Source organism: Pedobacter nototheniae (genome assembly GCF_032678625.1).
Taxonomy (GTDB): Bacteria; Bacteroidota; Bacteroidia; order Sphingobacteriales; family Sphingobacteriaceae; genus Pedobacter; species Pedobacter nototheniae_A.
In genome coordinates, this window is sequence record NZ_JAVTSO010000006.1 from 186,242 (window position 1) to 208,478 (window position 22,237).

Below are 22,237 nucleotides of genomic sequence, written 5' to 3' on the forward strand. Positions count from 1 at the left end.
CGCAGTTTTTGGAATTAGAAGGAAATAATTTTATATACACAAGTGTAAAAAATACACGAAGTGTTTTTGTGGGGTTTCAAGATGGGGTTTGAGAGGTAATGATGTAGTGCTATAACTCCATTAAAAACTCGGTAAGGTTCTTATCGTGCGGTACTTGAAGTTTTTTTCGCAAACGATAGCGACGAATTTCTACGCCACGAAGAGAGATGTTGAGTAGTGAGGACATTTCTTTACTGCTCATATTCATCCTCAGGTAAGCGCATAATTTTAAGTCGTTTGGAACAAGGTCGGGGTGTTGTGCTTTTAATTTTTTAAAGAAACTTTCATGCGCTTCATTAAAACTGTTTTCAAATAAATACCAATCGCGTTCATCGTTCATTCCGTCGTTAATTACCTTTTGGATTTTCCGGGTTTGATCTTCAGAAAGCTTCTTGCCATTTTCGTCTTTAAGCTTAGTTATTTCATCACTTAATTTTTGGAGCAGTTCATTTTTGTAAACCAAGGTCATCGCAGAATTAGCCAGTTCTCTATTTTTTGATGCCAGTTCTGCCTGCAGCTTTTCCGTTTGAAGTTTTGTAATTTGCTTTTCGTTGGTCTCCGTTTCTTTTCTTATAATTTCATCCTGTTCTGCTTGTAAGCGGTCACTGATTTTTTTGCTATCAACTTTTAACTTTTTCTCGTAAATTTTCTTTCCTGATACTAAGACAACGATAAATAGGATGAAATAAAATAATATTGCCCAGTTACTCAAATACCATGGGCGTAGAATGGAAAATTCAAAGGTGGTAATTTGACTTATAGATGAATCGTCTATTTTAGCACGAACTTTAAACTTATAATTTCCACTACTTAAATTGGTGAAATCTTTTTGTGTGGCATAACTCCAGTCAGACCAGTCTTTGGAATATCCCTCTAAAAAGTATTGAAACTTTATTTTAGCCTGCCTGTAGTAGGGAAGGGCAAAAGATATACGAATATTGTTCCGGCTGAATGGAACTTCTATTGACGCTCCATTATTTCCCGTTTCACTGATTGTGAAATATTTATCTGTAATGTCGTCAATACGCCTGATGAGTACTGAAGGTAGTTTATTTTGTTTTCCGCCAACCAGATTTAGAGTGGGGTTATAAATTACAAACCCATCATCCACACTAATCAAATAAATAGAATTGCCGATACGGCTTATATTTTCATAGTATTGAACCATGCGCCCATCTAAAAGACTAAACTGATTGGAGTCTATTTCAATTTTTCCGGGTTCACTAAAGTTTGCCAGCGCCGTTTTCCCATGGTTTATAAACCAATATTTTTTCCCGCCTGCGTTGATGATTTTATTTGAGGTAGAAAATGAACCAAGTTTGTGATTTAATACATCGTACTTGGTAAACTTATTGCTTAGTTCGTCATATGTATAGAAGCCAGCATCTGAAGAGAAAACAATTTTATTTTCCAGGTCAAACATATTGATATTATAATTTCCCGGGAGTCCATTTTTCTCATCATAATATTTGGTACTGGTTACCCGTCTGTAATCAGTGCTTAATGTAATTTTATAAAGTCCTTTATACGCGTGGCTAATCCATATATCACCTTTATTATCTTGTTCAATATATCTTGATGGGGCATCAAAACCACTTATTTTAGAAATAAACTTAAAATCAGATCCTGGGATTTTCATAAATAACGACAAACCAGTATACGTGCCTTGTATTAAATAGTTGGGATTAGAGTTTAGTTTTTTAATTGTCCAGCCACCACTTATTGTCGATATTTTTTCAATCCGATCATCTACAATCCTGAAAGTACCGCTATTATGGCCACAAATTAATTGATTATCTATGATGGATAATTCCCATACCTGCCCCTGGGAGTTTGGAATTAAACGGAAATTAAACGGTAGAAGTTGTTTGTCGGCAGACCACTCACTATAAAATATACCTTGGTTGGTACCGAGATAGATTTTGTTGTTGAAAATGATGCTGGAGTAAACTGTACCAAATTGCCCGGTTTTATCGAAATAAAAGTATAAAGGAGAGTTAAGTTCAATGCGGTCGACGCCATTATCTAACCCTGTCCAAAGGTTTTGTTCATCATCTGCATATAAACTTAATACGGTGTTGTTTTGCAATCCACTTGACTTGTTTATTTTTTGCACAATGTGTCCATCCTCGTCAATAATAATCAAGCCGTTTAAAATTGTACCGTAAGCGTAATATTTATCCAATAACCTTACCCCATTATTAAGCTGGTAAGTTTTCAGGTATGCATTTGCAGGGGTATTGAGCGGTACGAAATTTTTGCCGTCGTAAGTAAACAGACCATTTTTAATAGTGCCAATAATAAGACCATCGTTTTTGTAGGGCAGAATAGATAAAATACCCTCTTTGCCCATCTGCTCACTTAGTGGTAAGTGAATTAATTTGCTTCCGATAAGTTCAAAAAGTCCCTTTTCAAGTACTTCTACAAAGAAACGGTTATTTACTTTATGAAGGAATAGAAACGCTGCGGGACCTTTTACAACTTCAATTTTATTGTTTTTGTAGATATAAATGGTTGTAAAAGATTGAAAGATTACCCGATCTTTATCTACATAAATTTTCCAGATTTCATCATTGATTCTACTCCCTTTAGGTAAAAGTGAAACTAAGGAATTATAGCTTAATTTATTGTTTTTTACTGCCCAATAGCCAAATTCACCAAAACATCCTGTGTAAATTTTCCCATTGTTATCTGTTGCAACCGATCTTACAATTTGACGGTTTGGCATTTTATATTTTTGCCAGTAACGCCCATCGAAAGTAAGCAAGCCTTCGGCGTTGCCAAAATACATAACACCGTTTTTATCTTTAGTTATACTCCAGTTTTGGTTGCCAGCTGAATAAACAGATTTAGGATAGTTTTCTATATATGGTACACCTATGCTTTTTATATCAGCGGCTATAGCTGATACATTGAATATGAACAAATAAGCAAGGAATAAAAAACATTTACTCATAATTTTAAATGGCGTAAGGGTTTTGCAAAAATACAGTTTGTAGTTTAATAAACAGCAAAAGGCTACTTTCTATGAAACAGGTTGAGGATTGTATTGTTGGATTTAATACTTGTACAACATGAATTAAGTATTAATTTACAAATAGCACTGATAAATGAATTGATATAAAGTATGTTTTATGCGTATTTATTTTCATATTTTAAATATTGATATCGTAGCTATTCTTATGTTTTGTATTAGAATAGATATTACATTTTCATGAGAATTATTTGAGTAATAATTAAATAATTTATAAATTGCTGAAAGCTAAATATAAATTAATTTATGAAAAAGAAACTTTACTCTATCTTGTTGGGATTATCGGTTATCTTAACAATCAGTGCCTGTAAACGGCAAGACACATTAACGGCTGCTAAAGCTGAGGAGGTACCTCAGGACGTATTAAGTGCGATTTCTAAAATGGGGCTGAGAACCAACAATGTGTACCCTTTTAAAGAGGGGTATATAGTAGAAGGCGACATATACGTTAAAAAGAGCGAATTGAGCAACATTGCAACACCAAAAGACCTTGTGATTGCTAAATCTGAACAGTATCGAACAAGCAACTTAGTAACAAGTTTGCCCAGAACAATTACGGTATCAATTTCAAATTTACCAACAGTGTATTCTACAGCAGCAAGTGCTGCAGTTACGCGATATAATGCACTGGGTTTGAGAATCCAGTTTCAAATTGTTAATAGTGGTGGCGATATACAAATTACAGGTTTTGACCAAGGGCCAAGTGGCGGTTTTATTACATTAGGTTACTCTGGATTTCCATCAACTACCGGATTGCCATATAGTACAATAGGGATGAATACAAATGTACAGGCTTATGGAGCCAATCCTAATTTAGGCTATGTAACCGGAGTTATACAGCATGAGATTGGACATTGCATAGGTTTGCGTCATACAGATTATTTTAACAGGGCTTACAGCTGTGGAGGTTCAAGTATTAACGAAGGAAATAGCTACGATCCTAATGATGTACAAACCTTCCCTGGTGCGGTACAAATTCCGGGTACACCATCTGCTGCAGATGCGAACTCCTTTATGCTTGCGTGCAGTAACGGTGGAGACCGTACTTTTAACTCAAATGATGAGATTGCATTAAATTTTTTATACGGAACACCATCTCCTAAAATTAATGGCAAAGGTAGTTATGATTGGGTTAACGGCACTGGCGGGTCGGGTAGCGGAGGCATAACTGCTCCGGCTGGTACACTGGTTCACTTAACTGTTTCAGCTTATGGCCCGGGTACAACAACTCAATGCTCTATAAGTGGTGCACAATTAAGTGTTTCAGCCGGAAATTATGTTTATATGCAAAATAATACTTTAACACAAACATTTACCATGCCGGCAAGTGGATCGGTAAACTGGTCAGGTTTTTTCCAAACAACAGGTGGAGCAGGTACAACTGGTCACATCAGTGTGTACTAATTTAGAATTAAATGTAAATAAAAACGGCAGATATTGATATCTGCCGTTTTAAATATGTGAAGTAGCTTTTTAAGCTAAAGTAATCTTTCCAATCGGTTGTGGTACTTTTACGTAATAACCGGTTCCATCATATGGGCGTTTACGTGGGTTTGTTGTACATTCAGCCGAACAGCATCCTTCCAGATGCGCACCACATTCATCACATTGTGTAATGTGCTCATTGCATTCCGGATTAGCACAATTAATCATTTTAGGCGTTGTTTTGCCACAATTGTAACATACAGAAGCTATGGTTGGGTTTACGTCATTTACATCAACGGCAATCCGGTTATCAAAAACATAACATTTGCCTTCAAAATCTTTTCCACCAGCTTCTTTTCCATATTTTATAATGCCACCATGTAACTGATAAACATCATTAAAACCATGGTGTAAAAGTAAAGCCGAAGCTTTTTCGCACTTAATACCACCTGTACAGTATGTTAAAATCTTTTTATCCTTGTATTGAGCCAGTTCGTTTATCTTTTCCGGAAAATCACGGAAATTTTCGATGTCGAGTGTTATTGCATTTTTAAATTTGCCAAGATTATGCTCATAATTTGACCTTACGTCTAAAATAACCACATCTTCATCATCTTTCATCGCCATAAAATCAGCAGGTTCCAAATGCTTTCCTGTTTGTTTGTTCGGGTCAATAATAGAGGTATCTCTTAAACCTGAATGTACAATTTCTGATTTATAACGGCAATGCATTTTAATGAAGGAAGGCTCTTCAACATCATCAATTTTAAATTCTGTTTTAGCAAACCTTGCATCAGCGTGTGTTGCTTTCATATAAGCTTCACAAGCTTCTGCTGTGCCCGAAACAGTGCCGTTTAAGCCTTCGTTAGCAACAATAATTCTGCCTGTTAAGTCTAAAGATTTACAAAATTTAAGATGGTCTGCAGCAAATTGCTCTGCATCTGCTATATAGCTATAGCAATAATAAAGTAGTGTCTGATATTTTTTCATAACGCTGTTGATACCGTTGCAAACGGCGTTTAAAGCGAGGCAAAGATAATAAAAAGGTTCAAGGTAAAAAAGTTTAAGGCGGAAGGTTTAAAAATGCTATGCTTTATACCTTCCGCCTATTGCTGTTTCTTAAAATCCGTAGCTAATTCTGAAGCCCTGTGATATTTTCTTGCTACCATCGTAAGCAAAGCCATAACTCGCTCTTAATATCAAGCGTTGTACACCAAAGTAAAACTCTTTATAATTTCTTTTTTCCGGAGAGGATAAATAACCACCACCCATAAATTCCTCCAGCTTTAATTTACGTAATAAAGGCACTTTATTCAAAAAGAAGCCAGCAAAATTATGCTCAACATGCGCTTCAAAATATTGCTGGTAAGTACTGAACTGATAAAAATCGAGGTATTGGAATTTTCTGATGTTAGGCGGGAAAATGGTCGAAATGTTACCTGAGAAATGTTTAAAATCAGGATAATACATTTTGTTGTTGTTTAAAAATTTTCCAGCCCCAACTAAAAATGAAGTATAACCCCATAAACCTAAACCAATTCTTTCCTGCGAAACTTCTGCTTTTACAAAATCGTAGTCAACATCACTGCCCAATACATCCTTAAATCCCTTTTTATACAAGACGGTAATTTTAGGGAACCTTGATTCTGTATAAAACTTACCGTCAGGACGGGTTATATATTTTTGCCCTATGGTATAGGTTAGGTTAACTGTAGCGCTTAAAGAATTATAAGTCGGAAATAAAGGCGTCTCAACTTCTGGTGAAAATGGGTTGTTTGAAGTGAATTCTCTGTCTTTGGCATCAACAAACTTAAAATTAGAACTGTTGGTTAACGTTTTGTTTTTACTGTAATCTACATTTATAGTTCCCTGCAGTCCATTAACCAGCTCTCGGGAAGTATTGATATTAATGAAATTCTTTTCGTAAAATTTAGAAAAATTCTTCTCGTAAAAAAGAGAATTGATTGAGTTTCCCAATAACGTCATTGAGCCTAAGTTATTAAGATCGAAAATACCATTTCCAAAAGATGCACCAACACTTGCTCTTTTTAGCGGATTGTAGAAATAATAGCCGGTTAAACTTCCGGTTAGTTTTTGATTGGCAAAACCATACCTAAGCTCAGGTCTGATTCTAAAAAAGCGATTGTTTTCATACACCTTGCGGTAAGTAAGGCCATACCTTATTCCAAAACCTTCAACCGTAGTGTAGTATAATGATCTTAAAACCGGGTCAAAACTATAATACTCTTTATCATAACGATCATTAATGCTATAACCGTGAAGTAAAAGTTTAAGCAGACCAAATTTATTGTTTTCCTTTTCCAACGAATCCAGGTAATGTTTGGATTCCTTTAATTTGGCAACGCTGTCTTTTTTAACATAATTCAGCCGTTCATCAGGGGTTAAAGGAATGGGACGGTTATTTTTCCAATAAATAGAATCTTTTTTATTAACCATTTCGGTTACTTTTAAAATCTCGCCATTAAAGTGGTTTTTCGGAAAAACAGGTGCAATATCATAATTACTGTACACGCCTAAATAGTAACCAGAAAATTTGAAGCCTAAAACATTTCCATCAAATTGGAAATTGATGTTTGTAGGCATATAGACATCTTTAACCTTGGTAAATTGCTGACTGATGTTTAAGGTATCAATAAAATTAATGCCCGCATTTTTTGTCAGATATAAATCTGTGTTGTAGATCCTCCAGCTGTCTTCAAGGATGTAAATAATTCCTCTAAAAACCGGGTCGTTTGAACGGCGTGGAATTACTTCAATTTTATTAACCACTTCGCCATTTTCCCTGGTTTCGCCCAGGTATTTGTATTTGTAATAGAACATGGCATTGTCTGCAATTGGCGAGATAAAGCCTCTTGCGCTTAACGTATTCTCTAATAAGTAGTTGTCGTAAAAATTAATGATCAGGTCTGAAGCTTTATTAAAACTAAAGGCATTATTTCGCCCTGCAACTTTAGAAGAAATCATTTCTTCGTGCACCTCATTAGGACGTCTGAAACTAAATTTACTTTCAGATTCTGATAAATAAATAATTCCTCTTCTGTTGGTGTCCAGTTCTAAAACTTTTTGAATATCCTGACCGAAGAATTTTTTCGGTGCCCCTTTTAATCTTTGCACTCCTTTTATATAAACGTCACAACTAAAGGCTTTAACTTCATTTAAATGTGCTTTACGTTGTTTTATCGCATTGCGGATGATTTCATAAGCAGGATCTTCTGCATTACCTTTAATGTTAACATTGTTCAACGTATAACTTTCAGATGCTAAAACGATATTTAAAACCTGGCTTTCGGTTCCATTTACCTGTTGCTCCTGTTGTTTGTAGCCAACTGCTCGGAAACTTAGCGTCTGTTCACCTTTATTTAATTTGATGCTGTATTTACCATCTACATTTGCAGAAGTACCATGGGTTGTACTTTTTAAATAAACAGAAGTAAACGGAACAGGTTGCCCGCTGGTATCTTTAATTGTTCCGGTAATGGTAATTTTTTGTGCAATTGCTACATGGCCTAAACCGCAAAGAATAAGGAGTGCGCAGAATCTGATCATAAAGTATTTGAGTAGTTAAGCTATAAATATCGAATAAGTTTTTACACTATACATATGTAAGGGTGTTAAAGTTTGTTAATGTGTATTATTTTATAATGTATTTTTTTGAATATGGTTTGCAAGGCAAGTTAAAATAGTTGAATAGGTGAGACGGACTACAAAAAATGATGAGTTGATAATAAAGGATTATGTAGGCTGAAATGGATTTTTTTATAACTTTGACAGCTAATCAATTATTAAAAAAGCCATGTATAAAACACTACAGCCGGTTCTGCAAAAAGAACTTGAAGAGATAGAAAACGCAGGATTATTTAAACGCGAAAGAATTATAATTTCACCGCAGGGTGCAGATATTAAAATAAGCAGCGGTGCTGAAGTTATTAATTTTTGTGCAAACAATTATTTAGGGCTTTCTTCTCATCCAAAAGTAATTGAAGCTGCTAAAAAAGCGATAGATGATCATGGGTATGGAATGTCTTCAGTACGTTTTATTTGTGGTACACAAGATGTACATAAAGAACTTGAAACAAAAATATCTAAGTTTTTAGGAACTGAAGATACCATTTTATATGCTGCAGCTTTTGATGCGAATGGTGGTGTTTTTGAGCCTTTGTTTAATGCAGAAGATGCTATTATTTCTGATGAATTGAACCATGCTTCTATTATTGATGGCGTTAGGTTGTGTAAAGCACAACGTTTCCGCTTTAAGAATGCAGATATGGAAGATTTAGAAAAACAATTAATTGCAGCTAAAGATTGCAGACATAGGATTATTGTTACGGATGGTGCTTTCTCAATGGATGGCTCTGTTGCTCCTTTAGATAAAATTTGCGATTTAGCAGATCAATATGAAGCATTAGTATTGATTGATGAATCTCATTGTACAGGTTTTATTGGCGCTACAGGCCGCGGTACACACGAGCACTTTAATGTAATCGATCGCATTGATATTATTACAGGCACTTTGGGTAAAGCTTTAGGGGGTGCGTCAGGTGGATTTACGTCTGGCAAAAAAGAAATTATCGATATGTTACGCCAGCGATCTCGTCCATATTTATTCTCAAATACGCTCGCTCCGGCAATTGCAGGTGCTTCTATAGCGGTTTTGGATATGTTAAGCGAAACAACTTCTTTAAGAGATAAACTTGAAAACAATACGAAATATTTCCGTGAAAAGATGACTGCCGCAGGGTTTGATATTAAGCCAGGTTTCCATCCAATTGTTCCGGTAATGCTTTACGATGCTAAAATTGCTCAAAATTTTGCGGCAAAAATGCTCGAAGAAGGCATTTATGTAATCGGATTTTTTTATCCGGTGGTACCGCAAGGCAAAGCCCGTATTCGTGTTCAGCTATCTGCAGCGCACGAGCAGCACCACCTGGATAAAGCCATTGCCGCTTTTATCAAAGTGGGTAAAGAATTGGGTGTGATTTAATTTTAAATACATAAAATAATAGAAAAGCTGCGTTTGTGCAGCTTTTCTTGTTTCGGGTTCATTTTCTTTTATAATGATATTGTAAACAGATTTTTTGAACCCGATAACATTAAAAAAATTAGATAATTTGCCGTATATTTGAAGCCATGTTACAGGAAAAAATAACACAGTATACCGAAAAAATTAATGCTTTTGTAACTGAAAAAGCAGACGAGTTAGAGCAGTTCCGTATTAAATATTTAGGAAGTAAAGGCATCATAAAAGAAATTTTTGATGATTTTAAATCTGTTTCTGTTGAAGAAAAAAAATCATTAGGTAAAGTTTTAAATGAGTTTAAACAACTTGCTGAATCAAAATATCTGACCTTAAAAGAAGTTACAGAAATTAATGACGCCAATGCAACGGTTAACCAACAGGATTTAACTTTGCCCGGCGAAGGATTTGAAGTGGGATCACGTCATCCTTTAGCCCTCGTACGTCGCGAAATTGTTGAAATTTACGCTAAACTTGGTTTTACTGTAGCAGAAGGACCAGAAATTGAAGATGACTGGCACAATTTCTCTGCTTTAAACTTTCCGGAAGAACATCCGGCAAGGGATATGCAGGATACTTTCTTTATTAAAAAAGGTGGTGAAAAAGGAGATATTGCCTTGCGTACGCACACATCTTCAGTACAGGTTAGAATGATGGAGCAAGGACAGCCACCTTTCAGGGCAATTATGCCAGGCCGCGTTTACCGTAACGAAGCCATTTCTGCCCGTGCACACTGCTTTTTCCATCAGATAGAAGGTTTGTATGTAGACGAAAATGTTTCTTTCGCTGATTTGAAACAAACGTTATTTTATTTTGTACAGGAACTTTACGGAGAGGGTACAAAAGTGCGTTTCCGCCCGTCATATTTTCCATTTACAGAACCATCTGCAGAGATGGATATATCGTGTACCATTTGTAAAGGTGCGGGTTGCCAGTTGTGTAAATATAGCGGTTGGGTAGAAATTTTAGGTTGTGGTATGGTCGATCCAAATGTATTGGAAAACTGTGGCATCGACTCTAAAAAATACAGTGGTTTTGCTTTTGGAATGGGTATTGAGCGCATTGCAAATTTGAAATACGAAATTAAAGATTTGCGTTTGTTCTCAGAAAATGATGCCCGTTTCTTAAAACAATTTAAATCAGCTTTAATATAATGAAGAGCGTAATATACAGCATGCTGTTTGTGCTTGTTTTATTTACAAGCTGTGGTAAAGAAGATAATTATATTCCGGAGGTTGGCGTTAATTTTACAACTTTATTAACTGATCCACGTTTAAGCGGATTAAGTTCCGGAACGCCCATATTTATTAGTGGTTATGGAGTGGCAGGATTAATCCTTTACCGCTCTAACGGACGTTACATGGCTTACGATCGTTGCAGCACTGTTAACCCGCAACAAAGATGCGCACTGAATAATGATGAATCACAAGGCATCACTGTAACCGATCCATGTTCGGGCGCTAAATTTTTGCTGCTGGATGGTAGTCCGGCAAAAGCACCTGCAGAAAAATATTTAAAACAATATACGGTAGCGGTAACCTTAAATACAATAACCGTTAGCAATTAAAAAATGGAAGCTGAAAAAATAAAGGAAACTGTAAAAAAAGCAGCTAAAGAACTTTTTAGGAAGTATGGTTATCATAAAACCAGTGTAAATGAAATTGCTAAAAAAGCACGTATTGCCAAAGCAACAATTTATAAATATTTTGAAAGTAAAGAGCAGGTGCTGGATAGCATTTTAATGGATTATTTAGATCAGAACCTGCACGAAATATTGAACAATAAAATCAGTTATGCTTCAGAAGAAGAGCATTTAAAAGCTTTGGTTATGAAAACCAGCCGCTTATCTTTTACAGCATGTAATGAGTTTATTGGATGGGATTTTGTTCGTGAGAATGCAAATTCCCAGGAATTTTTAAAGCATTTGTCCGATCAGCTTGAAGCCTTGTTATTAGCAGCCTATTTAGAGCTTGATAATTTTAAAAATAATCCAGCCCGACGCGAAGGCCTGGCATTTTTATTAAAAGCGAGTAAAAGTATTGTATTTTCTTTTGCTTTTACATCAGTAAGTGATTCTGACGTACGCAAAAACTTTGTTAGCTTCCAAAAAGAGATTCTTCCCTTTCTGGTTAAAGCCGCTTTATAAAATAATGTTTGATATTGCGATTGGGTAATATCAAACATTAATTCTGATCATCCTTATAATATTCCTTCGTTTTAAATCTTTCTATAGTCTTTTTTGTTTTTCCGTCAATAACTTTTTGCGTGATTACGGTAACATAATCCCCGATGCTCGAGTCTTCTATCACTGAAGATATTTCTGTTAAACCATTTTTGCGGTCTGTTTTATAGTAAGTAGTCTTATTGTAACAGCAGCCATCTTTCCTATAAACGGATAATTGCCTGTTCTTACGATCTATATTGAACATTCCTGAATTTGTACTGGCTAAATTTGTTAGTTCTTTATTAATTACGAATTTGCTTTTACTACTGTTAAAAACATAAACATCGTAAGAAGGATCGCTATAAGCACTATTACTGCCATTTCTGATGGCTATATCCTCATGACCATCAAAATTAAAATCACCAAATATTAAAGGGCTCTGGTATTTGCCAAGTTCAACCAAACCCTCTTTTGGATCCTGATGTGTTTTTAAAGAAAAATCTAAATCCTTCGAATTAAAAGTTTGGATTTCTTTACCCGTAATCTTATCAAGTAAAATAATGCTCGCCTTTCCGGTGCATAAACCCTCACTACAGGTTTCTACATTGATTTTAGCCTGATATTTCTCAGAACTGGCATTATCTGCAAATTTATTTTGAGCGATTGCACAAGTGCTTAGCAAAGAGGTTGTAAAAACCAGGAATAATTTCTTCATCATGTTTTACAAAACTAATTGAATATACTTTACCAAAAAGTTAAATAAAGTTAACGTATTCGTTTCCTGTTCTTAATGTATTCTTTTACTGCAGCCTTGGTGGTAAGCCACTCCCGACCTTCTTTATAAGCATCAATTTTTCCCTGCCTGGCTAATAAACTTACATACTCTTGCCCATACGGAACATCCGGTTCTTCAACAATAAAAGCAATAGGTTCATAATCTCCATAATCTTTTCCGGGAAGCGCATTAATATACATGTTTAAGGAACGCTCAACCGCTTGGAGCATAAGCAGGCAAAGTTTGTGATATTGCCCTTGATTAGCCTGGTTTAATGCCTCGTAGTACTTTTTACGATCCGTTTTCAAAATAATTGCTGGTGGAAAGCCTTTGCGCATTAAAAGCAAATTCATCGCTAAACGAACCGTACGGCCATTTCCATCAAAAAATGGATGTATCCAAACCAGTTTATGGTGAAATATGGTACTTAACAATATATCGTTAAGGCCCTGCGGATTTTCATTTACAAATAAAATTAGTTCATCTAATAAATCAGGAACCTTATTGGCATTGGGCGGAACAAAATTTGCGCCTATAATACGTACCCCGCCATTTCTTAAACGACCTGCGTAATCATCCTCAATACTTCTTAATACTAAACTATGGATAGAAAGGATATCAATTGTTCTGATGGTTTTACTTGCATCAACAAGTGTATAAAGGTAGTCTATTGCTTTGTCGTGGTTATATACTTCGAAATGCTCTCTCAATGATTTACCTTTAACCGTTATGCCTTCCTGTAATACAATTTGAGTTTCTCTAAGGCTTAGGGTATTTCCTTCAATACTGTTTGAATTGTATGTCCATTCTAAGCTAAGATCTGTTTTTATTCTTCGCAAAGCGCTGCCAGGCAATGGTCTTGAAGCGTCAAGCATTGATTTTTTTTCGTACAACCTATCTATAAGTGGTTGTAAATCATTTAGATCTGTTAAATCAAATTTCCACACACCCAAATGTACTAATATCGTTTCGAATTAAAAAGTCTATCATCCGATATTAATTAGTTTCTTAACTATATCTAATAATTTTTATTCCCACTTAAATACTTTAACGGCAACAGCGTAGATTCCAATCCCCCAAATAATTAGAATTAATATTTGTTGTTTTACGTCCCATAAGCCTTGTCCTTCAAAAGCAACTTTGCGCATAGCATCATTTAAGTAAGTTAGTGGTAATGCCCGGCTAATCGGTTGTAGCCAGGATGGGAAGGCTTCAATAGAAAAAAATGTGCCTGATAATAAAAATTGTGGTAAGGTTACAATGTTTGAAATAGGAGGAACCATACTTTCGTTTTTGGCAACCCCCGAAATAATAAACCCAAAGCCCATAAACACAATTATACCGAGTGTTGCCAGTATGAGCATGTTTAGCACGGTTAAAGCACCGTGAACAAGTGTAAAGCTAAAAAAGAAATGGCCCAATAAAATAATAAATATGGCGCCAATTAACGCAAACCCGATGCGGGCAATACATTCGCCAATTACAATGCTTGATCGTTTAACCGGAGTAGCAAAAAAGCGTTTAATTACAAGCGTTTGGCGCAGGCTTAAAAACACAAAGGCGGTACCAAATACACCTGTACTTAATAAAGAAAAGCCTAATTGCCCAGGGAGAATAAAATCAATTGTTTTATATTCCCGGCCTTCAACGGTACTTTCCTTAACCTCAGCAACAGATGGTTTTAACTGTTTATCGTAAAAAAGATTGTTCAAAACAGATTTTAGGATAGCACCTTTATCTCTTGAAGCAGAAGTGTAGGCAACACTTACGGAGTAAGCAGCAGTATTTACTTTTCTGTGCACATCAATTACAGCATCTACATTTCCTTTTTCTAATAGTTTGCTTAAATCGCCCTGAGATTTATTTTTAACAAGACGGATCATACCTGTTTTTTTCAAGCTTTCAATAACAGGGTTTTTAACATCGGCATTTGGTGCAACACCAACATTAATATGTGTGCCGCCACCACCCAAAAACCCAAAAACCAGGATAAAAATTAAAGGAAAAGCAAGCGTAAAAACCACTGCAGACGGGCTTCGCATGATTGAACGAAAACTTGCCTTGGCAAGAGCCAAGGTTGCTTTTGTATTGCTGTATTGTTTCATTTACTATTGTAATTTAATAGTGGTAATATTTTTATATAATTAGATTAAAGCGATTGATTATTCTCGCCAGGCTTTACCCGTTAGGTTTATGAATACATCTTCCAGATTGGCTTTTTTAACTTCTTTTTTACGCTCAAAACCGCTGTTCACTAAGTTATCAATAAGCTGATCGGGTGTATCCAAAGCAATAATTTGCCCGCGCTCTACAAAAGCTACCCGGTCACAAAGTTGTTCGGCTTCGTCCATATAATGGGTTGTAATAACCACGGTTGTGCCATTATTGCGAATATCAATAATAAGGTCCCACAAATTTCTCCTCGCCTGAGGATCTAAACCTGTTGTAGGCTCATCGAGGAAAATAATCTTGGGTTGATTAATTAAGGTTGTGGCAATTGAAAAACGTTGCTTTTGGCCACCAGAAAGCGCTTTATATTTTGCTTTAGCTTTATCCTGAAGGTTAACTTTCTCCAGCATATCCATTGGCTTAACATCGGCGCCGTAAAGGCCTGCAAACAGTTCCAGTAACTCTATAAGGTTAAGGTTAGGATAGTAGCCCGCTGCCTGTAATTGTACGCCAATAATCTGCTTAATTTCCTGGGCTTGTTTGTCAACTGAGAAACCATCAACAATGATTTCGCCTGATGTTTTCTCTCTTAAGGTCTCAATAATTTCTAATGTAGTGGTTTTTCCGGCACCATTAGGGCCTAATAAACCAAAGATTTCATTTTCATAAACCTCAAAACTTAAACCCTGAACGGCTAAGAAGTCATCATACTTTTTTACCAGATTGTTAACACTGATAATGGCTTTTTTTGTTTCCATAAGTCTAAATGTAAGGAGCTTTAAATAAATAGAAAATGAATTTCGACACAATGGGCGTAAAATGTCGGTGAAATGATGAATAGAGTAGGTGAAACCATGTGCTATTTATTGCTTCGGGTTAAAATAATCACATCACGATCGATGGAATCTACTTTGTAGATACTTTTTGACTGGTTAAAAGCTTCTTCAAAAATAATTTTATCCTTTAAAAATTTAAAATTGCCTTTTGTAATTATGCTATCAGTTGGAATAGAATAAGATTCCCGATACAAGCGGTCGTAAAGCATTCTTTGTTTCCACGCATTTTGATATTGTCTCACCTTTTTTGCGCTGTAGCTGCCTTGCGGATTAAGCGATACAAAGTAAGTCGTTTTTAGGTCGTAATATTCAGCACTCCAGTTGCTATCAGGCTTTTTAGTGGTTTTAAATTTATAGTCCAGGCCATAATTCATTTTTTCTGCAAAATCGTGGTTATTGGTAATGCTGTTGGCGATTCTGTAATTGGCATTTATACCATAAAGTGTATCTAAGCTTTTATTTGCTGCAAATTTCCAGTTGTTGTAGATATAATCTTCAGTTTTAACAACCTCGTTAATCCTCTTTATGTAAATGGTATCTATATTGGCCGTTGCACCCTTTTGTTGTCCGCCACCAAATGTGCTAAAAGCTTGAATCTTATAGCTTAAAAAGCCTTCTTTTTTAATTTCCTCCATATAATGAAGCGGCGGTGCTTCCATATAAAATATTTCAGGAATAAAGAATTTACTATAACGGATTTCTTTAAGGTAGAACTTGCCTTTTGCATCAGTTACGGTTTCTCCAACTTTACAGCCAGCAACCGGGTTATGCTGGTAATCTAAAATAGTACCCGAAATTGCAGGGCGCGAAAGCCTCGAAATACATCCGCTAAACAGGCACACGCAAACAAGAAAAAATAGAAGGCGTTTTATATTTGTCATTTACTAATTTAAATAAAAAAACACTGCCAATAAATTTGAGCAGTGTTTTAATGCTTTTAGAGAAGCTGCAAGGTTTACCAGGTTAGTTCGCCTGTGATAACCTTTACAAAATCATCAAATAAATAACGAGAATCGTGTGGGCCTGGAGAAGACTCCGGGTGATATTGCACCGAGAATGCTTTTTTACCTTTAACACGAATACCTTCAATAGATTTATCGTTTAAGTTTATATGGGTAATCTCTACTTTATCAGAATTTCTAACCTCATCAGGAATTACACCAAAACCGTGGTTTTGAGAAGTTACTTCGCAATGGTTTTTAATAATGTTTTTAACCGGATGGTTTAATCCACGGTGGCCGTTAAACATTTTCATTGTGCCAATTTCATTTGCTTCAGCCAATAACTGGTGGCCTAAACAAATACCAAACATTGGTTTGTTCGCTTCTAAAATTTGTTTTAAAGTTTCAACAGCATATGGCATAACAGATGGATCGCCAGGGCCATTGGATATAAAATAACCATCAGGATTCCATTTTTCCATTTCTGCAAAGGTGGTTTTAGCAGGGAAAACCTGAACATATATATCGCGATCTTCGAAATTGCGCAGAATGTTTTTCTTAATGCCCAAATCTAAGGCCGCCACTTTTAAAGCTGCATCAGGATTGCCATAAAAATAAGGCTCTTTGGTGCTAACTTTTGATGAAAGCTCTAAGCCTTCCATTGAGGGTACTTCGGCAAGTTTCTTTTTTAATTCATCAAGATCAGTAATTTCAGAAGATATAATGGCATTCATTGCACCTTTATCTCTTATATGACGAACAAGCGCCCTGGTATCAATATCAGAAATCGCAACGAGATTATCATTTTGAAAATAATCCTGGATAGATTCTGTAGCTTGTTTACGGCTATACACAATGTTATAGTTTTTACAAACTAAACCTGCAATTTTTATCGAGTCAGATTCGATTTCATCTTTTTGGATACCATAATTACCAATGTGAGAATTGGTGGTAACCATTATCTGTCCAAAATAACTCGGATCGGTAAAAATTTCCTGGTAACCTGTCATCCCGGTATTAAAACAAATTTCGCCGGTTGTAGTGCCAATCTTTCCGGCAGCTTTGCCATAAAAAACGGTGCCGTCGGCAAGTAATAAAATCGCAGGTAACTTGGTGTAGTTAGTCATGTTAATTACAATATGGATTTTTGATTAAAAAAGAGTTGAAAAAAGAATGGCTGTCGGCAATAAAGCCGTTTTTGCAGGGGGCAAAAAATGATGAATATATCCCTTCCATTTCGGGGTACAAAGATAGCATTAAAGATTGGTAATGTAAAGAGAAAAATGAAATAGATGAAAGAAAACCATTGCTGGTTTTAGGTTTAAAAAATGATTTGAATGATGTGCAGCATGCTTATTCTTTTTCATTTAGCAAGCTTGCATAAGGCTTTTGTCATATACCTTTTACGATACACCTTTTTGAAGAAAAAGTAATACTTTTGACAGCACAAAACAAAACAGATGTCGGTACATAAAGAAATAAAACGCATTACCACGCATATTCTGCAAGAGATGAAACAGCGTGGAGAAAAAATATCCATGCTTACGGCTTACGATTATTCAATGGCAACGATTTTAGACGATGCCGGACTTGATGTTTTACTGGTAGGCGATTCTGCATCAAATGTAATGGCTGGTCATGAAACAACCCTTCCGATTACTTTAGATCAAATGATTTATCATGCTGCATCAGTAATCAGGGCAGTTAAACGTGCCTTTGTTGTGGTCGATTTGCCTTTTGGTTCTTATCAGGGTAATTCAAAAGAGGCATTAAATTCAGCCATTCGCATTATGAAAGAATCTGGTGCACATGGGGTGAAATTAGAAGGTGGCGAAGAGATTATAGAATCAGTACAACGGATCATTACTGCTGGAATCCCGGTAATGGGCCATTTGGGTTTAACACCGCAATCTATTTACAAATTTGGAACTTATACCGTACGTGCTAAAGAAGAAGAGGAAGCAAATAAACTTAAAACCGATGCTATTGCGTTGCAAAATGCAGGTTGTTTTGCTATTGTTTTAGAGAAAATTCCGGCGACTTTGGGCAAAGAAGTATCTGAAAGTATTTTAATTCCTACCATCGGTATTGGAGCGGGGCAGCATTGCGATGGACAAGTTTTGGTGGTTAATGACATGATTGGCTTAACCAAAGGATTTAAGCCACGTTTTTTACGCCAATACATTAATTTGTACGACGATATTTTAGGTGCTGCACAATCTTACATTCGTGATGTGAAAGCCAATGATTTTCCTAACGAAAAAGAACAATATTAAGCCCGTTCCCTCTAAAGGAGAATTTTTGTGTTTCTGAAATGAAGCGCTGTAAAATTTATTATATACTAACTAATTAAAACTAAGTTCCCCTTTTTTGGGGCGGAGGGTACATGCCAATTACCGATAACGACATACTTTTTGAAGACAATCATTTAATAGCCATTAATAAAAGGGCCGGAGATATTGTACAGGTTGATGAAACCGGAGATGAACCCCTGGATGAACAGGTAAAAAAGTATATCGCAAAAAAATACAATAAACCTAATGGTGCATTTTTGGGTGTTGTACACCGCTTAGATCGTCCGGTTAGTGGAGTGATTTTATTTGCCAAAACTAGTAAGGCCCTGGAGCGGATGAATGCTGCTTTTAAAAACCGTGAGGTTAAAAAAACGTACTGGGCCATTGTTCGGAAAAAACCTGAAAAACCAGCTGGTACTTTAGTGCATTGGTTGATTAAAAATCCTCAGAAAAACGTTGTTACTTATTACAATTCGGAAGTTCCGGGTAGCCAGCGCGCTGAATTATCTTATCGTTTAATTACACCTTTTGCAGATTATTACCTGATTGAAGTTGATCCTTTAACGGGGCGTTCACACCAAATTAGGGTGCAACTATCCTCTATGGGCTGTCCAATTGTTGGAGATAATAAATATGGTTACCCAAGAGGCAGCAGAAAAGGCAGCATTTGCCTACATGCACGCCGATTGCAGTTTATGCACCCTGTTAAAAAAGAACCTGTAAATATTTTTGCCAAATTGCCTGTTGATGGTTTTTGGGAAAGATTTGAAAATTTTTAAGATTCAAAATCTTGTTTTATGTAGATTTTTTACTCAACTGTAGAAAAAACTACTCGCCATATGTCCTGTTTTTATTTGCCATTTTGATTCAAATGAGGTTTAAAAGATTGGCATAATATTTTAGCAGCTATGGCAAACATAAAACAAAATGAAAAAAATAATATTATCCGTAGCTGCCGTTGGTTTGCTTGCTACAACCTTAGTCGCTTGCAATGGCACTAAGAAAACAGAAACCTCTACAGATTCAACTGTTTCTGCTGCTGGCGATACAACCGTAAAAGTGGTTACCAAAACAACCGAAGTTATTAAATCTGAAGTGCCAACTTTTTCAAGCGAAGATGTAAACAAAGGTTTAGCTGACCTGGATAAACTGAAAGACGATTATATTGCCGCTTTAAAAAGTAAAAACGCAACAGAAATTCAGGCTTTAACTGAAAAATATAAGGCATGGTCTCAAAATGCAACTGCACTGGCCGCTAAATTAAAACCAGAAGAAATTCAAAAATATACCGACTACGTATCTAAAATTACAAAAGAATGGGGAGAAGCGGCCCATGAAGTAATTAAGTAGTTGCCAATAATACACTGAGTCTGCAAATGTAAATCTAATTTGTTTAATATGCTTTGACAGGCTCAGTGTATTTCGTTCAACCGGATAAGTTGATGATATATTGTTATCTATTTGCAGTCGGTTTTCGAAAACTCCATGGCACCGCCAAATTTTAATTTGCTGATGTTTTTGAATTTTACTTTTTCTTTAGTTTCTTCAACATCGCCAAAGCCTTCGATGAGTTTGCCCGATTGTTTTAACCAAACCACCTGCCTGATAGATTTCATACCTTCAGACTGAAAAGTATAATCTGCAATTAAAGTGTCGCCCTTTACAAGGCCTTTAATTGTACCCGTGTTTTTATCTTTTTCAAATAAATTATAGCTTAAATCTCCTGAAATTACATTTCCATTTGTATTTAAGGTTAAAATAGCTGTATCTCTGTTTTTAGCATATAAAAAACATTCGGTAGCCGGAGCTATGGCAATTGCTTTTTTTAAATTAGAATCTGCGGGGTTGTTGTTTTTTGTGCTGCTCTGGCATGAAGCCATACATACTGTTGCAAATGCAACTAAGGGAAGTATATTTTTCATAATGGATTAAGGTTGATTGTTGTAAACTAACAAAGCCCCTGCCAAGATTGAGTCTTCGGGTACATCGATAAAAAAAGAAAGCCCCGCAAAAGCGGAGCTAACTAACAATTAAACGAAGATTTTTTACCAAACGTAAGTCGCTACAGCGCCCTGAGCTAAAGTAGTTGCAATAGTTTTGCCTTTATATTTAATATTAAAGGCAGTATCAATACTGTTGTTGTTGCAAACAATAAGTACCGTTTTTCCATCCGGAGTTTTAAAGGCTACATTCTGAAGATTGCTGATCACATTAGACGCAATCCTAACCGAACCTGGCGTAACAAATTTTGAAGCATGTGCAATTACATAATAAGCTACATTTCTGCTTACAGCCGGGCCAATGGTAATAGCACCCAAACAACTGGTACAACCACCTTGATCGGTATGGGGATTGTAATTCGCATCAGCTGCAAGGTTCCATTCCAACACATTGCGGCTCCAGTTACGGGTTGCACCAATAATCAATGTGGATACATGCCATTTTAAATCTTCTGAGAAATTACCCGGGCCGCCTACCCATTGCTCTGTAAAATATAAATTTCTATCAGGATGTGCTTCATGTACTTTTGTAAGTGCAGAAATGTTTCCCGCATACAAATGGAAAGCAGATCCATCAACATATTTTTTTGCTTCCGGATCGTTCAAAATGGTAATTGGATATTCTGGTTTATCGGCATTATGATCGTAAACAATAATTTTAGTTTTAATGCCTGCTGATTTAAATACCGGACCTAAGGCTGTTTTAATAAAGTTTGCCTGTGTTAGTGCATCCATGTACATACTTGGATTATTACCTGGGTGCAAAGGCTCGTTTTGTGGTGTTATGGCATCAATAGTTATACCTTCTGCCTTCATGGTTTGGATATACTTAACCAGGTACTTCGCATAGGTTTGGTAATATGCTGGTTTTAAACTTCCGCCGATAAAACTTTTATTGGTTTTCATCCATACAGGAGCTGTCCATGGCGAGCCTAAGATTTTTATAGTAGGATTTATGGCCACAATCTTTTTTAATACAGGAATTAAATCTGTTTGCTCTTTTGAGATAGAGAATTTAGACAGATTTTCATCTGTTTCCCCATCGTTCAAATCGTTATAGGTAAATGGCGTTGCGCTTAAATCTGAACCCCCAATACTTAAACGGATATAACTTACAGTAATATCATTATCTTTTTTGCCGAAAAGCTCATTTAATAATTTATCTCTTTCGGCAGCTGGAAGCGCGTTAATTAAAGTTGCACTTCCACCAGTTAACGTATAGCCAAAACCATCAATAGTTTGATAAGTTGTATTTGGATTTACATCAATTGTTGGGTTATTATTGGTGGCATCGGTAAAGTTTAAGGCAATATTTTGTTTTTGCAACAAAGCCGACTTATCTCCTTTTGTTAGCCAAAAATTTACTTCTGTTTTAAGGGGCTTTGCAGTAACCTGTGGATTTTCGCTATCGCCGGTTAATGTCTTTTTAGAAGCGCAGGAGGTAAATAAAACACTTAGTGCTAAGCTTACGCTGTAAATTAATTTCATGTTTTCGTCTTAAAATGATAGGTTTTTACAATAAAGA

General features: G+C 36.0%; 19 protein-coding genes. 8 read left to right on the plus strand and 11 right to left on the minus strand.

The features are described 5' to 3' along the window. Nucleotides 1–109 precede the first annotated feature (109 nt). A complete protein-coding gene (locus R2Q77_RS17395; protein WP_316805001.1) occupies nt 110–2,995 on the minus strand; it encodes a triple tyrosine motif-containing protein in 2,886 nt (961 codons plus the stop codon). A 324-nt stretch (nt 2,996–3,319) separates the two neighbouring features. Here R2Q77_RS17395 and R2Q77_RS17400 point away from each other — a divergent pair, with 324 nt between their 5' ends. Beyond that, a complete protein-coding gene (locus R2Q77_RS17400; RefSeq protein WP_316805002.1) occupies nt 3,320–4,477 on the plus strand; it encodes a M57 family metalloprotease in 1,158 nt (385 codons plus the stop codon). Nucleotides 4,478–4,546: 69 nt separating this feature from the next. Here R2Q77_RS17400 and R2Q77_RS17405 read toward each other — a convergent pair whose 3' ends face one another. Together R2Q77_RS17405 and R2Q77_RS17410 are read right to left on the minus strand one after the other, a co-directional pair. Continuing rightward, complete coding sequence (locus tag R2Q77_RS17405) at nt 4,547–5,488, minus strand: rhodanese-related sulfurtransferase (RefSeq protein WP_316805003.1); 942 nt, start codon at nt 5,486–5,488, stop codon at nt 4,547–4,549. A gap of 129 nt (nt 5,489–5,617) precedes the next feature. After that, on the minus strand, nt 5,618–8,065 hold the full coding sequence (locus R2Q77_RS17410; protein ID WP_316805004.1) for a DUF5686 and carboxypeptidase regulatory-like domain-containing protein: 2,448 nt from the start codon (nt 8,063–8,065) through the stop codon (nt 5,618–5,620). A 247-nt stretch (nt 8,066–8,312) separates the two neighbouring features. Between R2Q77_RS17410 and kbl the strand changes: the two genes are divergently transcribed. From kbl to R2Q77_RS17430, 4 genes are all read left to right on the plus strand, one after another. Then, on the plus strand, nt 8,313–9,500 hold the full coding sequence (gene kbl / locus R2Q77_RS17415; protein ID WP_316805005.1) for a glycine C-acetyltransferase: 1,188 nt from the start codon (nt 8,313–8,315) through the stop codon (nt 9,498–9,500). A 146-nt stretch (nt 9,501–9,646) separates the two neighbouring features. Then, nucleotides 9,647–10,687 (plus strand): phenylalanine--tRNA ligase subunit alpha, encoded by a 1,041-nt coding sequence (gene pheS / locus R2Q77_RS17420; protein ID WP_316805006.1) that lies wholly within the window; start codon nt 9,647–9,649, stop codon nt 10,685–10,687. Beyond that, nucleotides 10,687–11,100 (plus strand): hypothetical protein, encoded by a 414-nt coding sequence (locus tag R2Q77_RS17425; protein ID WP_316805007.1) that lies wholly within the window; start codon nt 10,687–10,689, stop codon nt 11,098–11,100. The genes pheS and R2Q77_RS17425 overlap by 1 nt, the downstream gene beginning before the upstream one ends. A gap of 3 nt (nt 11,101–11,103) precedes the next feature. Continuing rightward, entirely contained in the window at nt 11,104–11,679 is a 576-nt protein-coding gene (locus R2Q77_RS17430; protein WP_316805008.1) for a TetR/AcrR family transcriptional regulator, read from the plus strand. 37 nt (nt 11,680–11,716) lie between these two features. On the opposite strand, the gene R2Q77_RS17435 is transcribed toward R2Q77_RS17430, so the two are convergent. From R2Q77_RS17435 to carA, 6 genes are all read right to left on the minus strand, one after another. Beyond that, a complete protein-coding gene (locus R2Q77_RS17435; RefSeq protein ID WP_316805009.1) occupies nt 11,717–12,415 on the minus strand; it encodes an XAC2610-related protein in 699 nt (232 codons plus the stop codon). A 47-nt stretch (nt 12,416–12,462) separates the two neighbouring features. After that, nucleotides 12,463–13,419, minus strand: coding sequence for a Fic family protein (locus R2Q77_RS17440; protein ID WP_316805010.1), 957 nt, complete (start codon nt 13,417–13,419; stop codon nt 12,463–12,465). Between the two features lie 81 nt (nt 13,420–13,500). Then, entirely contained in the window at nt 13,501–14,577 is a 1,077-nt protein-coding gene (locus R2Q77_RS17445; RefSeq protein ID WP_316805011.1) for an ABC transporter permease, read from the minus strand. Nucleotides 14,578–14,634: 57 nt separating this feature from the next. After that, nucleotides 14,635–15,399, minus strand: a complete 765-nt coding sequence (locus R2Q77_RS17450; RefSeq protein ID WP_316805012.1) for an ABC transporter ATP-binding protein — start codon at nt 15,397–15,399, stop codon at nt 14,635–14,637. Nucleotides 15,400–15,500: 101 nt separating this feature from the next. After that, nucleotides 15,501–16,358 (minus strand): hypothetical protein, encoded by an 858-nt coding sequence (locus tag R2Q77_RS17455; RefSeq protein WP_316805013.1) that lies wholly within the window; start codon nt 16,356–16,358, stop codon nt 15,501–15,503. Between the two features lie 74 nt (nt 16,359–16,432). Then, entirely contained in the window at nt 16,433–17,545 is a 1,113-nt protein-coding gene (carA, locus tag R2Q77_RS17460; RefSeq protein ID WP_316805014.1) for a glutamine-hydrolyzing carbamoyl-phosphate synthase small subunit, read from the minus strand. Nucleotides 17,546–17,878: 333 nt separating this feature from the next. Between carA and panB the strand changes: the two genes are divergently transcribed. The 3 genes from panB (at nt 17,879) to R2Q77_RS17475 (ending at nt 20,062) form a co-directional block, all read left to right on the plus strand. Next, on the plus strand, nt 17,879–18,694 hold the full coding sequence (panB, locus tag R2Q77_RS17465) for a 3-methyl-2-oxobutanoate hydroxymethyltransferase (protein WP_316805015.1): 816 nt from the start codon (nt 17,879–17,881) through the stop codon (nt 18,692–18,694). Between the two features lie 110 nt (nt 18,695–18,804). Next, nucleotides 18,805–19,491, plus strand: coding sequence for an RluA family pseudouridine synthase (locus tag R2Q77_RS17470; RefSeq protein WP_316805016.1), 687 nt, complete (start codon nt 18,805–18,807; stop codon nt 19,489–19,491). A gap of 148 nt (nt 19,492–19,639) precedes the next feature. Further along, the gene (locus R2Q77_RS17475; RefSeq protein WP_316805017.1) at nt 19,640–20,062 is read left to right on the plus strand and encodes a hypothetical protein; all 423 of its coding nucleotides are present in this window, start codon (nt 19,640–19,642) and stop codon (nt 20,060–20,062) included. Between the two features lie 107 nt (nt 20,063–20,169). Here the strand turns inward: R2Q77_RS17475 and R2Q77_RS17480 are convergent, their stop codons facing one another. Together R2Q77_RS17480 and R2Q77_RS17485 are read right to left on the minus strand one after the other, a co-directional pair. Further along, nucleotides 20,170–20,634, minus strand: coding sequence for a hypothetical protein (locus R2Q77_RS17480; protein WP_316805018.1), 465 nt, complete (start codon nt 20,632–20,634; stop codon nt 20,170–20,172). Nucleotides 20,635–20,757: 123 nt separating this feature from the next. Then, nucleotides 20,758–22,200, minus strand: a complete 1,443-nt coding sequence (locus R2Q77_RS17485; protein WP_316805019.1) for a glycoside hydrolase family 30 protein — start codon at nt 22,198–22,200, stop codon at nt 20,758–20,760. Nucleotides 22,201–22,237: the final 37 nt, after the last annotated feature.